The sequence below is a fragment of the Thiohalocapsa halophila genome, assembly GCF_016583825.1.
In the GTDB taxonomy this organism is placed as follows: Bacteria; Pseudomonadota; Gammaproteobacteria; order Chromatiales; family Chromatiaceae; genus Thiohalocapsa; species Thiohalocapsa halophila.
The window spans coordinates 1-13,751 of sequence record NZ_NRRV01000093.1; the positions used below are offsets into that span (position 1 = coordinate 1).

Annotated in this window: 12 protein-coding genes; 9 read left to right on the forward strand and 3 right to left on the reverse strand. The window is 70.7% G+C overall.

The annotated features are described in order from the left end of the window. Positions 1-260: 260 nt before the first annotated feature. Positions 261-650 (reverse strand): hypothetical protein, encoded by a 390-nt coding sequence (locus CKO31_RS23270; RefSeq protein ID WP_242475618.1) that lies wholly within the window; start codon positions 648-650, stop codon positions 261-263. Between the two features lie 80 nt (positions 651-730). Continuing rightward, entirely contained in the window at positions 731-1,180 is a 450-nt protein-coding gene (locus tag CKO31_RS23275) for a YaiI/YqxD family protein (protein ID WP_200242262.1), read from the reverse strand. Between the two features lie 100 nt (positions 1,181-1,280). Here CKO31_RS23275 and CKO31_RS23280 point away from each other — a divergent pair, with 100 nt between their 5' ends. Together CKO31_RS23280 and CKO31_RS23290 are read left to right on the forward strand one after the other, a co-directional pair. Next, entirely contained in the window at positions 1,281-3,254 is a 1,974-nt protein-coding gene (locus tag CKO31_RS23280) for a DEAD/DEAH box helicase (protein WP_242475620.1), read from the forward strand. A 359-nt stretch (positions 3,255-3,613) separates the two neighbouring features. Next, a complete protein-coding gene (locus CKO31_RS23290) occupies positions 3,614-5,146 on the forward strand; it encodes a DEAD/DEAH box helicase (protein ID WP_200242279.1) in 1,533 nt (510 codons plus the stop codon). A gap of 127 nt (positions 5,147-5,273) precedes the next feature. Here the strand turns inward: CKO31_RS23290 and CKO31_RS23295 are convergent, their stop codons facing one another. After that, entirely contained in the window at positions 5,274-6,179 is a 906-nt protein-coding gene (locus CKO31_RS23295) for a phosphoribosylaminoimidazolesuccinocarboxamide synthase (protein ID WP_200242283.1), read from the reverse strand. A 404-nt stretch (positions 6,180-6,583) separates the two neighbouring features. Between CKO31_RS23295 and CKO31_RS23300 the strand changes: the two genes are divergently transcribed. The 7 genes from CKO31_RS23300 to bioD all read left to right on the forward strand — a co-directional run bounded on the left by CKO31_RS23300 (position 6,584) and on the right by bioD (position 13,624). Continuing rightward, on the forward strand, positions 6,584-7,087 hold the full coding sequence (locus CKO31_RS23300) for a hypothetical protein (RefSeq protein WP_242475621.1): 504 nt from the start codon (positions 6,584-6,586) through the stop codon (positions 7,085-7,087). An 890-nt stretch (positions 7,088-7,977) separates the two neighbouring features. Further along, on the forward strand, positions 7,978-8,364 hold the full coding sequence (locus CKO31_RS23305) for a RidA family protein (protein WP_200242286.1): 387 nt from the start codon (positions 7,978-7,980) through the stop codon (positions 8,362-8,364). Between the two features lie 292 nt (positions 8,365-8,656). Then, the gene (gene bioB / locus CKO31_RS23310; RefSeq protein ID WP_200242315.1) at positions 8,657-9,712 is read left to right on the forward strand and encodes a biotin synthase BioB; all 1,056 of its coding nucleotides are present in this window, start codon (positions 8,657-8,659) and stop codon (positions 9,710-9,712) included. Beyond that, the gene (gene bioF / locus CKO31_RS23315; RefSeq protein WP_200242288.1) at positions 9,712-11,004 is read left to right on the forward strand and encodes an 8-amino-7-oxononanoate synthase; all 1,293 of its coding nucleotides are present in this window, start codon (positions 9,712-9,714) and stop codon (positions 11,002-11,004) included. The genes bioB and bioF overlap by 1 nt, the downstream gene beginning before the upstream one ends. Positions 11,005-11,235: 231 nt before the next feature. Beyond that, on the forward strand, positions 11,236-12,069 hold the full coding sequence (gene bioH, locus CKO31_RS23320; RefSeq protein ID WP_200242298.1) for a pimeloyl-ACP methyl ester esterase BioH: 834 nt from the start codon (positions 11,236-11,238) through the stop codon (positions 12,067-12,069). Next, positions 12,066-12,950, forward strand: coding sequence for a malonyl-ACP O-methyltransferase BioC (bioC, locus tag CKO31_RS23325; protein ID WP_200242301.1), 885 nt, complete (start codon positions 12,066-12,068; stop codon positions 12,948-12,950). The genes bioH and bioC overlap by 4 nt, the downstream gene beginning before the upstream one ends. After that, positions 12,947-13,624, forward strand: coding sequence for a dethiobiotin synthase (gene bioD, locus CKO31_RS23330; RefSeq protein ID WP_200242303.1), 678 nt, complete (start codon positions 12,947-12,949; stop codon positions 13,622-13,624). Before bioC ends, bioD begins: the two co-directional genes overlap by 4 nt. Positions 13,625-13,751: the final 127 nt, after the last annotated feature.

Genomic DNA, 13,751 nt, shown 5'->3' on the forward strand with positions numbered 1-13,751 from the left:
GCTCCTGGTCCGAAACAGGCACGGAAGCCGCAGCGCAGCGGGGCATGGCAACAAACCTCTGATCATCGAAAATTCACGAGATCAGAATGATAACGAACATACCTCGAAACGGTCTCAGGACTTTCATGCGGCTGCACTAGGCCGCTGGCGCCGGTTGCTTGACCCCAATGTCGATGTTTAGCGCTTACCATCCGGTGCCTGAAGCCGCTTAAGAGACGCCTTGGGTCGCGGTTGGCGTGGAAGGTGTCTGCATGGGCGTTTCACTGGCCCGTCAGGGCCGCACGGTAGGCGCGAATGGCATCGTACGCCGTCGGCTGATCCAAAAAGCTCGCGAGCTGGGCTAAGTCAAGCTCGGGCAGCACACGGCTGTGATCCATGGCGGTGTAGTGCTCACCGCCCAGGCCATAAGGTGTGAGGCGGCCCTTGCGCCACCACCAGACCTCGGCGACGCCCAGCTTGCGATAGATCCCCACCTCGCCGCACAGATAGCTGAGACGCGGTGTGCTGTGCTCGCCGCGCATGCGCAAAAGCGCCTGGAAGTCGTCCCAGGACGCCTCGCGCAGGAAGACGATGTTGTCGTGGTCGGCGCCCCGGACGGCATAGACCGCGGGCAGACCGGGCTCGCGCACCTTTTCGGCGGCTGTGGACATGGTCCGAATCACCTTCGATCCGCTGACGCAACGGGGAGCTTAGCGCAGTCCTCTCGCGTGTGCGGCTGCCATTGAATCGCCTACTGCCGTGCTCGGGCCAGCCAGCGATCCAATGCATTCGCAAACGCCTGGCGCTCGCGCTGGCCAAAGGCCGAGGGCCCGCCGGTGTCGACGCCGCTGGCGCGCAGGGTGTCCATGAAGTCGCGCAGATTGAGCCGCTCGCGGATGTTCTCCGGCGTGTAGGGCTCACCGCGGGGGTTCAGGGCCGTGCAGCCCTTGTCGACCACCTCGGCCGCCAGCGGGATGTCCGCGGTGATCACCAAGTCGCCGGGGACTGCATGCCGGGCGATATGATTGTCGGCGACATCGAAGCCGGCACCCACGCGCACGCTCTTGATGACCTTGGACGGCGGTGTCTCCATGGGCTGGTTCGCCACCAGGGTGACGGGTGTGCCCGTGCGCTCGGCGGCGCGGAACAGGATCTCCTTGACGGGCTTGGGGCAAGCGTCCGCGTCGACCCAGATCTGCATGGCTGCGTGCTCCTCGGCCCTGTGGCTGGTGTTGTGAGCTCGGGCGCCGCCCGGCACCCGAGGCGAGTATACTAGGGGATTGACCCGAGCACCCCGACCCATGACCGCCTCCGCATTCGCCGGCGGATACGCCGCCGGCAACGTTATGACTCCCGATCCCACAGACGGCGACGCAGGGCCCGCGCCGGAGCCCGCCGAAGGCGCCGCGCCCGGCGCCGATGCCGCGGCCATCGAGCCCGGCTTCGAAGATCTCGGCCTGCCGCCGGCGCTGCTCGCGGCGTTGGAGCGGGTCGGCTACGAGACGCCGTCGCCCATCCAGGCCCAGACCATTCCGCACCTGCTCGCCGGGCATGACCTCCTGGGCCACGCACCCACGGGCACGGGCAAGACCGCCGCCTTCACGCTGCCCCTGTTGGCCAGGTTGGATCTGGGCCGGCGCGCGCCCCAGGCGCTGGTGCTCACGCCCACGCGCGAGCTCGCCATCCAGGTGGCCGAGGCCTGCCGGCGTTACGCCGCGGAGCTGCCGGATTTCCACGTCCTGCCCATCTATGGCGGGCAGGAGTACCGCACCCAGCTGCGCCAGCTGCAGCGCGGCGTGCATGTCGTCGTCGGCACGCCGGGCCGGATCATGGATCACATGCGCCGCGGCACGCTGGACCTGGACGCGCTGCGGGTGCTGGTGCTGGACGAGGCGGACGAGATGCTGCGCATGGGCTTCATCGACGATGTCGAGTGGATCCTGGCGCAGACGCCGCCGGCGCGCCAGACCGCGCTCTTCTCGGCCACCCTGCCGCGGGCCATCCAGCGCATCGCCCAGTCCTATCTCAAGGCGCCGGTGGAGGTCAGCATCGCCGCGCGCACGGCCACGGCGGAGACCATCCGCCAGCGCTGGTGGCTGGTGTCCGGGCTGCACAAGCTGGATGCGCTGACCCGCATCCTGGAAGTGGAGCCCTTCGATGCGCTCCTGATCTTCGTGCGCACCAAGACCGCTACCGTGGAGCTCGCCGAGCGGCTGGAGGCCCGGGGCTATGCCGCTGCGGCGCTGAACGGTGACCTGCCGCAAAAGCTGCGCGAGCAGATCGTCGAACGGCTGAGGCAGGGGCAGCTGGACGTCATCGTCGCCACCGATGTGGCCGCGCGCGGGCTGGACGTGGAGCGCATCAGCCATGTGGTGAACTACGACATCCCCTACGACACCGAGGCCTATATCCACCGCATCGGCCGCACCGGCCGGGCCGGGCGCTCCGGCGAGGCCATCCTGTTCGTCTCCCCGCGGGAGCGGCGCATGCTGCGCGCCATCGAGCAGGCCACGCGCCAGCCCATCGAGCCCCTGCAGCTGCCCTCCACCGAGACGGTCAACGACAAGCGCATCGCGGACTTCAAGCAGCGCATCACCGATGCCTTGGCCGCCGGCGAGCTGGATTTCCTGCAAAGCCTGGTGGAGCAGTACCAGCAGGAGCACGACGTGCCGGCGGTGGAGATCGCCGCGGCACTGGCACGGCTGGTCATCGGCGAGCAGCCCTTGTTGCTGCCGCCCGAGCCCGAGCGCCCGCCCCGGCGAGAGTCGCGCGAGCGACGTGATCGGGACTGGCAAAAGGGCCGGGCGCCCGAGCGTCCGCGTGCCGGCGCTCGACAACCGGAGCGCGGAGAGCGCGCCTTTGCGGACCGGCGCGGCGGCGAGCGTCGTGCGAGCGGCGAGGATGCGGGTGCGCCGCGCCGGGGGTATCGCGATGGCGAGCGCGAGCGCCCGGCCGGCGGCGACCGGGACGATCGGCGCGAGCGCCGCGGCGGACCGCCGGCCGAGGGCATGGAGCGTTTTCGCATCGAGGTGGGCCGCAACGACGGCGTCAAGCCCGGCAACATCGTCGGTGCCATCGCCAACGAGGCCGGGCTCGAAGGGCGCTACATCGGCCGCATCGATATCCGCGACGACCACAGCACCCTGGACCTGCCCTCGGGCATGCCCAAAGAATTGCTCCAGCACCTCAAGAAGACCCGCGTCTGCGGCCGGCCGCTGGGCATCAAGCGCATCGGTGCTCAGGGCGACAAGACCCGGCGCGACCGGGATCGCTGAGGCCGCTGCTGCGTCCCTGCGGATCAGCCCAACGCTTTGTCTCTGCGGCACTCCAAGATCCGTTACCCACGACGTGTGGGTCGGCTTGGTGCAGCATAATTTCCAACGCCTGCGATCGGTTTCTGTTACGGTGGCCGCTTCGGGTGCCTGACCGGTCGGCACCGCAGCGGCTCACCAGCTCACCAGCTAACTGGCGCCGCCGATACCCGCTTCAGCCGTTCGCGCTGCCGCCCGGTGAGCTCTCACCGGCGCCTCTCGTTCCAGCCAAGCAATCCCTACATCCAGCCCGGACCGGCTCCCGTGCGCACAGGCCATGTCTCCTGTGCGGCCTCAGGGAGGGCGCCACTGGAGTCAGTCCAATGTCTTTCGATTCCCTGGGTCTCAGCGCAGACCTCCTGCGTGCCGTGCGCGAGCAGGGCTACACCGAGCCCACGCCCATCCAGCGCCAAGCCATCCCCACCATTCTGACGGGTGCCGACGTGCTCGCCGGCGCCCAGACCGGCACCGGCAAGACCGCCGGCTTCACGCTGCCGCTGCTGCAGCGGCTGATGGAAGCCGCCCCGAACGGCGGCAAGCGCCACGCCGGGCGGCCCATTCGGGCGCTGGTGCTGGCCCCCACGCGCGAGCTCGCGGCCCAGGTGCACGAGAGCATCGAGACCTACGGCCGCCACCTGCCGCTGACCTCTGCCGTCATCTTCGGCGGTGTGAAGATCAATCCGCAGATCGCCCAGCTGCGCCGCGGCGTAGACGTGCTGGTGGCCACCCCCGGGCGGCTGCTGGACCACGCCGGGCAGGGCACGCTCGACCTGTCCCAAGTCGAAATCCTGGTGCTGGACGAGGCCGACCGGATGCTCGACATGGGCTTCATCCACGACATCCGCCGCGTGCTCGCACTGCTTCCGGCCGCCGATCAGCGCCAGAACCTGCTCTTCTCCGCCACCTTTTCCAACGAGATCAAGGACCTCGCCAACCGGCTCCTCAACAGCCCGCAGCTCATCGAGGTGGCCCGGCGCAACACCGCTGCCGAGACCGTCCGCCAGGTGGTGCACCCGGTGGACCGTCACCGCAAGAGAGAACTGCTCAGCCACTTGGTGGGCGCCAACGACTGGCGGCAGGTGCTGGTGTTCACCCGCACCAAGCACGGCGCCAACCGCCTCGCCGAGCAGCTGGAGAAGGACGGCTTGAGCGCCGCCGCCATCCACGGCAACAAGAGCCAGGGTGCGCGCACCCGCGCGCTCGCCGGCTTCAAGACCGGTGACGTGCGCGTGCTGGTCGCCACCGACATCGCCGCGCGCGGGCTCGACATCGACCAGCTGCCGCACGTGGTCAACTTCGAGCTGCCGAACGTGCCGGAGGACTATGTGCACCGCATCGGGCGCACTGGCCGTGCGGGCAATGCCGGCGAGGCCGTCTCCCTGGTCTGCGTGGACGAGCACAAGCTCTTGCGTGATATCGAGCGGCTGCTCAAGCGCGAAGTGCCCAAGGTGGTGCTGGACGGCTATGCGCCGGACCCGAGCATCCCGGCGGAGCCCATCCTGCGCGGCAAGGGCGGGCGTCGCGGGCAGGGCGAAGAGCGCACGGCCGACGGCGCTCGCCGCGGCGGACAACGCCGTGGCGCCGGGCGCGGTGACGAGCCCGGGCGCAGCGCTCGCCGGCCGCAGCGGGCTGATGGTCAGGCCGCCAAGCCGCAGCCCCGCCGCGCCGGCGCCGAGGGCCAGGCCAGTGCCAACGACGCCGGGGCGGGCTCCGCCGGGCGCAAACAGAAATCCGGCCACACGCACCGCAAACCCCAGTCTGCTAGCGAGGCCCATCCCCAGCGCGGGCATCGCCACAACCGCCCCGGCCGCCGCCAAGAGGTGTCGGCCCTGCTCGGGGGCGGCCGCGAGGACTGAGCCGGCGGGCCGGTCTCGGACAAAGCGCGCCGTTACCGCGGCGCGCGACCGGGCGCTACTTTTTCTGGGGACAGTATACTGATCTTAACGGCGCCGTCCCTTAGACGGCCCGGCGCTGTCAGGGTCTCTAAGCGCCTGCGCTCGGGACCAGCCGCCGCTCCGCCTCGCGGTACTTCTCCGCGGTTTTCGCGATGATCTCCGCGGGCAGCTCAGGCCCGGGCGGCGTCTTGTCCCAGTCCAGCGTCTCCAGGTAGTCGCGCACGAATTGCTTGTCGAAGCTGGGCGGGCTGGTGCCGGGCCGGTATTGATCGGCGGGCCAGAAGCGGGACGAGTCCGGCGTCAGCGCCTCGTCGATGAGGTGCAGGCGGCCGGCGTCGTCCAGGCCGAGCTCGAACTTGGTGTCGGCGATGATGATGCCGCGGCTGCGGGCGTAGTCCGCGGCCTCGGCATAGATACGCAGACTGACGTCCCTCAGCTGCCCGGCCATGTCGGTGCCGATCAGGTCCGCCGTGTGCTCGAAGCTCACGTTCTCGTCGTGGTCGCCGACGGCGGCCTTGGTGGAGGGCGTATAGATGGGCTCCGGCAGTTTGTCGGCCTGGCGCAGGCCGGTGGGCAGCGGGATGTCGCAGACGGCGCCGGTGCGCTGATAATCCTTCCAGCCGGAGCCGATGAGATAGCCGCGCACGATCGCCTCCACCGGCAGCGGCCGCAGCCGGCGCACGACGACAGCACGCTCGCCGAGGCTGCTGCGCTCCTCCGGATCGGGCAAGACATCCGCCAGCGGCAGCGCCGCCAAATGATTGGGCACCAAGGCTGATGTACGTTCGAGCCAGAAATTGGACACCCGCGTGAGCACTTCGCCTTTGCCCGGAATGGGTTGGGGCAGCACCACGTCGAAGGCCGAGAGCCGATCCGTGGTGACGATGAGCATGTGATCATCGTCGATGCCGTAGATGTCGCGCACCTTGCCGCGGTTGATCAGCGGCAAGTGCTTCAAGTCCGATTGAAAAAGGGCGTCTGGTATGGCGGTCATGGGAGCGGGCCTTTGCATCGGTGCCGGCAGCGGGTGCCGGTAGCTGTGGCGCTGAATGCCTCGGTGCTGGTGCTGGTGCAGGTGCCGGAGCCGGGCCTTGGCCCGTTGCCCCGCACGGCTGGCGCTGCGACTATAACAGCCCGGCAGGGCCGCTCCCGTGCGCAGGCGCCGGCGCCAGCAGCGGTCTGCAGCGCCCGTCTGACGCAGGTCAACCTAGAAAGAGTAGTTCACCACAAAGCACACGAAGATCACGCAGAAGGAGAGACGGTTGACCCTGAGCTTCGCCGGGGCCTCGCGCACCCGCTGGGTGACGGCGCGAGCTTGCGTATCTTGCTGAGCCCTTCGTGCTCTTCGTGGGTCAAATAACGGATCTAGGGTCAACTCTCCAGAACCGAGCCAACCCGATGCAGCGAGCCGCAGCCACCCCCGAGACCCCGCCCGCCGATGCCGCGCCCACGGCCGGGGCGCAGACCCCTTCTGCTGCCGACGCCTTTCTGCGCGCTTTTCGCGGCAGCTTTACGTCCGCGTTGCGCTGGCATCACCTGGATGCGCTCTGGCAGGTGCTGCGCACCGATGCCGACGGCGGCTGGTATCTCTACGCCGTTGGCGAGCCGCCGCCGGATGCGCCGGCCAGCGCCGAGCAGGTGCGCCGCTTCCTCGACGAGATCGACGCCCTGCTGCGGCGCGAGCACGACGAGGACTACTGCGGCATCGTCTATGCCGACGATCTCCAGGCGCCGAGCTTTGTCAAGATCTACGACCCGAACAACCTCGGCGTGGTCTGCGGCTTCAGCGACAACCCGCCGCTGCCCGGCTGGATCATGAGCAAGCTCGCGCCCGTGGACCTGCCCGCCGCCCAGCCCGCACCCCGGGGCCGCCGGCGCTGGTGGCAGCGGCTGTTCGGCTGAGCCAGGCGCGCGTACCCGCAGATTCGTCCGAGGCCATGTCGCGGCAAGGATGCCGCTCCCACAAAGCGCGCCAGTGGGAGCGGCCTATGGCCGCGACGACTTCCAGTGCAGACCAACCCCGCATCGCGGCAAGGATGCCGCTCCCACAGAGCGCGCCAGTGGGAGCGGCCTCTGGCCGCGACGACTTCCAGCGCAGGCCAGCCCCACGTCGCGGCAGGGATGCCGCTCCCACAAAGCGCGCCGTGGGAGCGGTCTCCGGCCGCGACGACTTCCAGCGCAGCCCAGCCCGGCGTCGCGGCAAGGATGCCGCTCCCACAAAGCGCGCCAGTGGGAGCGGCCTCTGGCCGCGACGACTTCCAGTGCCGGCCAGCCCCGCGTCGCGGCAAGGATGCCGCTCCCACAGAGCGCGCCAGTGGGAGCGGCCTCTGGCCGCGACGACTTCCAGCGCAGGCCAGCCCAACGTCGCGGCAGGGATGCCGCTCCCACAAAGCGCGCTAGTGGGAGCGGCCGCTGGCCGCGACGACTTCCAGTGCCGGCCAACTCCGCGTCGCGGCAGGGATGCCGCTCCCACAAAGCGCGCCAGTGGGAGCGGCCTCTGGCCGCGATGACTTCCAGTGCCGGTCAGCCCCGCGTCGCGGCAGGGATGGCGCTCCCACAGATCCGCGCGCGACTCAGCGCATCGACGCAACGACCACCCGCAACAGCGCGGCACCGAACGCGGCTTCGGACTCTTTGCGATGCGGCTGACGCGTCGCCCCCTTTTATCCTGTCGAAAAGCGTTTTGCTCGGGTTGGCCTGCGCGCTGTAGAAACCGCATCCGCGGTCATTGACCACCAGCGACCGACTGCCTATCGTCCGTTGCGGTTTCGAAGCCCATCCGGAGATTCCCCATGGCGAAGCAGATCATCCACACCGACCAGGCACCCGAGGCCATCGGCCCCTACTCCCAGGCCGTGCGCGCCGGCGACACCGTGTACCTGTCCGGGCAGATCCCATTGGACCCGGCGACCATGAGCCTGGTGGACGGCGACATGGAGGCGCAGGTGCGCCGCGTGTTCGACAATCTCCAGGCCGTCGCCCGCGCCGCCGGCGGCGAGCTGGCCGACATCGTCAAGCTGAATATTTATCTGACGGATCTGACTCAGTTTCCGCTGGTGAACGAGCTGATGCAGGCCTATTTCACCGAGCCCTATCCGGCCCGCGCCGCCATCGGCGTCGCCAGCCTGCCCAAGGGTGCGGAGGTCGAGATGGACGCCGTGATGGCGCTGGACGTCTGACCAACAGCCGCGTCGGGTCTGCTTGGGCGGGGACATCGCGCAGCCTGCCCAAGGCGCGGCCGGGGCTGCAACCGCGGCTGCACAGGGCGTAGGGTCTGCGCCACCGAGCCCGGACTCCTGTCAACCGGCTGGCACGTCTTCGGTTGACAGGTCTAGGGTGACCACGGGAGTATTCTTGGCCCATCCCCCTGCTGCCACTGCGGGTGCGCACACCGGCCCGACCACTGCCGACCCCTGGCCCGTCCGACCTACGATCCTCCCCATGCAAGCAACCGTCTCCGACCTGCCGGCCATCGCCGCCGAGCGCCACGACTGGACCACCGACGAAGCCGAGGCCCTGCTGGGGCGGCCGTTCAATGACCTGCTGTTCGCGGCCCAGACGGCCCATCGCACGCGCTTCGATGCCAACCGCATCCAGCTCAGCACGCTGCTCAGTATCAAGACCGGTGGCTGTCCGGAGGACTGCGGCTATTGCTCTCAGAGCGCCCATCACGAGACCCAGCTGGAGCGCGAGCGCCTGCTGCCGCTGGACGACGTGCTGGCGGCCGCCCGCCGCGCCCGCGAAGCCGGGGCCACCCGCTTCTGCATGGGCGCCGCCTGGCGCAACCCGACGGACAAGAACCTGGACACCGTGCTGGCGATGGTCGAGGGCGTGAAGGACTTAGGGCTCGAGACCTGCGTGACCCTGGGCATGCTGACGGCGGAGCAGGCGCAGCGCCTCAAAGCCGCCGGGCTCGACTTCTACAACCACAACCTGGACACCTCACCGGAGTTCTATGGCCAGGTGATCTCCACCCGCACCTACCAGGACCGGCTGGAGACCCTGGACCACGTGCGCGCGGCGGGTCTCAAGACCTGCGCCGGGGGCATCCTCGGCATGGGCGAGGGACGCCGGGACCGGGCCTCCATGCTCTGCCAGCTGGCGAACCTACCCGCCCACCCGGAGTCCGTGCCCATCAACCTGCTGGTGCAGGTGGAGGGCACGCCGCTGTTCGGCACCGAGGCCCTGGACCCATTCGAGCTGGTGCGCACCATCGCCGCCGCCCGGGTCTTGATGCCGGGCAGCTATGTGCGCCTGTCCGCGGGCCGCGACGACATGAGCGACGAGCTGCAGGCGCTGTGCTTCCTGGCGGGCGCCAACTCCGTGTTCTACGGCGAGCGCCTGCTCACCGCCGCCAACGCCGGCAGCGAGCGGGACCGGGCGCTGTTCGAGCGCCTCGGCCTCGCCTTCGAGACCGCCGACCTGCCGGACCGCGACGCCCCGGGCGCCTGCCACCGCCAGACCCCGACCGAGGCCCAGACCCAGACCGAGGCCCGGCGCCCGTCGGCGTCCTCCGCTGGCGGCTGATGGGCACGGCCCTGCGGCGGCCAGGCAGCGCCGACCGTCTCGATCAGCGCGCAGCCGGCAAGCGCCGGCGCGACGATGCGGCGCTGCGCTCGGAGCTCGAGCGCCTGCGCAACGCTCATCTGTACCGCGCGCGCCGGGTGCTGGACGGCCCCCAGGGCGTGCGGCCGGTCATCGACGGCCGCCGCGTCCTGTCCTTTTGCAGCAACGACTACCTCGGCCTCGCGGCGCATCCGGCCCTCGCCGACGCCCTGCGCGAGGGCGCCGGGCGCTACGGCGTGGGCAGCGGTGCCGCGCACCTGATTACTGGTCACGGCCAGGCGCACCACCGGTTGGAGGAGGACCTCGCCGCCTTTGTCGGCCGGCCGCGGGCCTTGCTCTTCTCCACCGGCTACATGGCCAACCTCGGCGTCATCAGCGCGCTCTGCGAGCGCGGCGAGGCGCTCTACGCGGACCGGCTGAACCACGCCTCCCTCAACGACGGCGCCCTGCTCGCGGGGGTGCGCCTGCGCCGCTACCCGCACGCCGACACCGCGGCGCTGGAGCGCATGCGCGCCGGCGGCGATGCGGCCATGCTGATCAGCGACGGCGTCTTCAGCATGGACGGCGATCTGGCGCCGGTGCCGGATCTGGCCAGCATCGCCGAGACCGCCGGCGCGCGGCTGCTGGTGGACGATGCCCACGGGCTCGGCGTCATCGGCCGCGCGGGCCGCGGCAGCCTGGATTTCTATCGCAGCCGGGGCTGGCACGACGACGGTAGCGTGATCGTCATGGGCACCCTGGGTAAGGCGTTCGGCACCTTCGGCGCCTTCGTCGCCGCCAGCGAGCCGGTCATCGAGACCCTGATCCAGCGCGCCCGCAGCTATATCTACACCACGGCCCTGCCGCCGGCGCTGGCCCACGCCACCTCCGCCGCGCTGACATTGGCACAGCGCGAGGACTGGCGCCGCGAGCACTTGCGGGGGCTCATCGCGCGCTTGCGCGCCGGCGCCGCGGACCTCGGCCTGCCGCTGATGGCCTCGCAGACGCCTATTCAGCCGCTGTTGGCCGGCGATGCCGAGACGGCGCTGGCCTGGAGCCGGTCTCTCGAGGACCAGGGCGTGCTGGTCACCGCCATCCGCCCGCCCACCGTGCCCAAGGGTGCCGCGCGGCTGCGCATCACCCTGTCCGCGGCGCATACCGAGCAAGACGTAGACCGGCTGTTGGAGTTGCTGCGGTCGCTGCCGGGCGCAGGGCACGAGCCTGCGGCCAGCGCTGCGGGCCTCCCCGGCCCGCGTCGGGGGGGTGGCGCATGACAGGCGTCCATCGGCGCCGAGGCCAGGAGGCCGAGCGCGGGGGCGGGCACAACGCCGCTGTCGGGCTTCGCTGCCGCTCAGCGCCGACCTACCGAACCGGCGTAGGTCGGTGCCGACGCCAGGAGGCCCGACGCGGAGGCCGGTGTCACGAGCACACCAGAAAGCGCTGCAGACGCCAGGCAGTTCGCGCAACAGCCGCGCAGTTGGAGCCTACAGTGAGGATATGACTGCATGAGTTTTCAATCGGCCCCCGGCGCACCGGCACGCACCCCCCCGGCACGCACTCCCCCGGCACGCACTCCCCTGGTGCTGGTGCACGGCTGGGGCATGAACGCCGGCGTCTGGGCCGGGCTGCCGGACGCCCTCACCGCCCGCTTCGCGCCGGTCGCCCTGGACCTGCCCGGACATGGCGGCGCCCCCTTCTCGCCCGAGCAATGGTCGCTGGATCATTGGGCGCAGGCCTGCCTGGACCAGGCCGCCGAGCGGGTACCAGGCGGAGAGGACGCCCCGGCGGTCTGGCTCGGCTGGTCCCTGGGCGGGCTCATTGCGATGCAGGCGGCGCGGCTGGCGCCGGAGCGCGTCAAGGCCCTGGTGCTGGTCACCGCCACGCCCCGCTTCGTGCGCGCCCTGGACTGGCAGGTGGCGGTGCCCGAGGGCACGCTCGGCCAATTCCACGACGGTCTGCTGGCGGACCCCGCCGGCACGCTGGAACGCTTCCTCGCGTTGCAGGTCCGAGGCTCCACGGACGCCCGCGGCCTGCTGCGCCGGCTGCGTGCGGGCCTGGCCGAGCAGCCGGCGCCGGACCCGGCGGCGCTGGCGCAGGGGCTTGAATTGCTGCGCGAAGAGGACTTGCGCGGACCGTTGCCGGACATCCGCCCGCCGGCGCTGTGGCTCTTCGGCGAGCGCGACACCCTGGTCCCGGCCGCCGCCGCTGAGCGCGTGGCCCTGCTGATGCCCGAGGCCCGGGTGCAGGTGCTGCCGGGGGCCGCCCATGCCCCCTGGCTCTCCCACGGCAGCCGGACCGCCACGGCCATCATCGAGTTTCTGGACACCATCGGGCTATGAACGCCATCGACAAAGCAGCCGCCCGCCGCGCCTTCGACGCCGCCGCCGACGGCTATGACGCCGCCGCCGTGCTGCAGCGCGAGATCGGCAACCGCATGCTGGAGCGCCTCGACTACATCCGCCTCACGCCCAAGCGCGTGCTGGATCTCGGCTGCGGCACCGGCGCCACGCTGGAGCGCCTCGCCAAGCGCTATCGCCGGGCGGAGATCATCGGGCTCGACTTCGCCCCGGCCATGCTCAGCCATGCCCGCCGCCGCGGGCACTGGCTGAACCGCCCGCGGGTGGTCTGCGCCGACGCCGAGCAACTGCCGCTGGCGGACGACTCGGTGGACCTGGTCTTCTCCAACGCCACCCTGCAATGGGTCAACGACCTGGACGCCACCTTCGGCGACCTGCTGCGGGTGCTGCGCCCGGGCGGGCTTTTGCTGTTCAGCACCTTCGGCCCCGATACCCTCAGCGAGCTGCGCGCCGCCTGGGCCGCGGTGGACCAGGGCGAGCACGTGAGCCCCTTCCTCGACATGCACGACATCGGCGACGCCCTGGTGCGTGCGCGCTTCGCAGACCCGGTGATGGACGTGGAGCGCATGACTCTCACCTATGCCGACATCCGCGCCCTGATGCGGGACCTGAAGCAGCTCGGCGCCCACAATGCACTGGCCGGGCGCGCCCGCGGACTCACCGGCCGCCGGCGGCTGGCGGCGCTTGCCGAAGCCTATGAGCACCAGCGCCGGGACGGGCGCCTGCCCGCCACTTACGAAGTGGTCCACGGTCATGCCTGGGTCACGGCCAAGGCGCAGCGCCAGTTCGCCACCGACGACGGCGTCGCCATCCCGCTGGAGGCCGTGGCCCGCCGGCGCAGCGCCGCAGGGGGCAAGGGATGAGCGGCGTCTTCGTCACGGGCACCGATACCGGCGTCGGCAAAACCGAGATCGCCGCCGGCCTGCTCGCGGGCTTCAAGGCCCGGGGCATCAGCGCGGTGGGCATGAAGCCCGTGGCCTCGGGCTGCACGCCCGGCGACGACGGGCTCCAGGCGGACGACGCCATCAAGCTCATGGCCGCCGGCAGTGTCGATGCACCCTACGACGAAGTGAATCCCATCGCGCTGGCAGATCCCATCGCGCCGCATATCGCCGCCGGCCAGGCAGGCGTGGACGTCCGCCTCGGGCACATCCGCCAGGCCTATACGGCCTTGGCGCACCGCGCCGAGCGGGTGGTGGTGGAAGGCGTCGGCGGTTGGCGGGTGCCCCTGGGGCCGGCGCTGGCCGTGAGCGACCTGCCCGATGCCCTGGGCATTCCGGTGGTGCTGGTGGTGGGGCTCAGGCTCGGCTGCCTGAATCACAGCCTGCTCACCGCCGAGAGCATCCGCGCCCGCGGCGTGCGCTTACTGGGCTGGATCGCCAACGAGGTGGACCCGGACATGCGCGCGAAGGACGAGAACATCGCGACGCTGGCCGCCCTCATCGACGCCCCCACCCTGGGTGTGGTCCCGCGCCTGGACCTACCGAAGCCCGAGATCGTCGCCGAGTACCTGAACCTGGAGCCGCTGCTGCGCTGATCGCCGCCGCTCACCGCTAATCGGCGGCGGCCGCGCCGACGCGTGCTAAGCTCGGGCGCGATCCGGTGGTGCCGGGGCCGGCGCCAATCGCACCCGCCGGGCCCGGCACCACCGGATCGCGCCCGAG

What these genes read in the sequence shown, in the direction of transcription:
- bioF (WP_200242288.1), top strand. Translation starts at nt 9,712, where the DNA reads ATGGGCACGGCCCTGCGGCGGCCAGGCAGCGCCGACCGTCTCGATCAG.
- CKO31_RS23270 (WP_242475618.1), bottom strand. Translation starts at nt 650, where the DNA reads ATGTCCACAGCCGCCGAAAAGGTGCGCGAGCCCGGTCTGCCCGCGGTC.
- CKO31_RS23305 (WP_200242286.1), top strand. Translation starts at nt 7,978, where the DNA reads ATGGCGAAGCAGATCATCCACACCGACCAGGCACCCGAGGCCATCGGC.
- bioD (WP_200242303.1), top strand. Translation starts at nt 12,947, where the DNA reads ATGAGCGGCGTCTTCGTCACGGGCACCGATACCGGCGTCGGCAAAACC.
- bioC (WP_200242301.1), top strand. Translation starts at nt 12,066, where the DNA reads ATGAACGCCATCGACAAAGCAGCCGCCCGCCGCGCCTTCGACGCCGCC.
- CKO31_RS23290 (WP_200242279.1), top strand. Translation starts at nt 3,614, where the DNA reads ATGTCTTTCGATTCCCTGGGTCTCAGCGCAGACCTCCTGCGTGCCGTG.
- CKO31_RS23275 (WP_200242262.1), bottom strand. Translation starts at nt 1,180, where the DNA reads ATGCAGATCTGGGTCGACGCGGACGCTTGCCCCAAGCCCGTCAAGGAG.
- bioH (WP_200242298.1), top strand. Translation starts at nt 11,236, where the DNA reads ATGAGTTTTCAATCGGCCCCCGGCGCACCGGCACGCACCCCCCCGGCA.
- CKO31_RS23295 (WP_200242283.1), bottom strand. Translation starts at nt 6,179, where the DNA reads ATGACCGCCATACCAGACGCCCTTTTTCAATCGGACTTGAAGCACTTG.
- CKO31_RS23300 (WP_242475621.1), top strand. Translation starts at nt 6,584, where the DNA reads ATGCAGCGAGCCGCAGCCACCCCCGAGACCCCGCCCGCCGATGCCGCG.
- CKO31_RS23280 (WP_242475620.1), top strand. Translation starts at nt 1,281, where the DNA reads ATGACCGCCTCCGCATTCGCCGGCGGATACGCCGCCGGCAACGTTATG.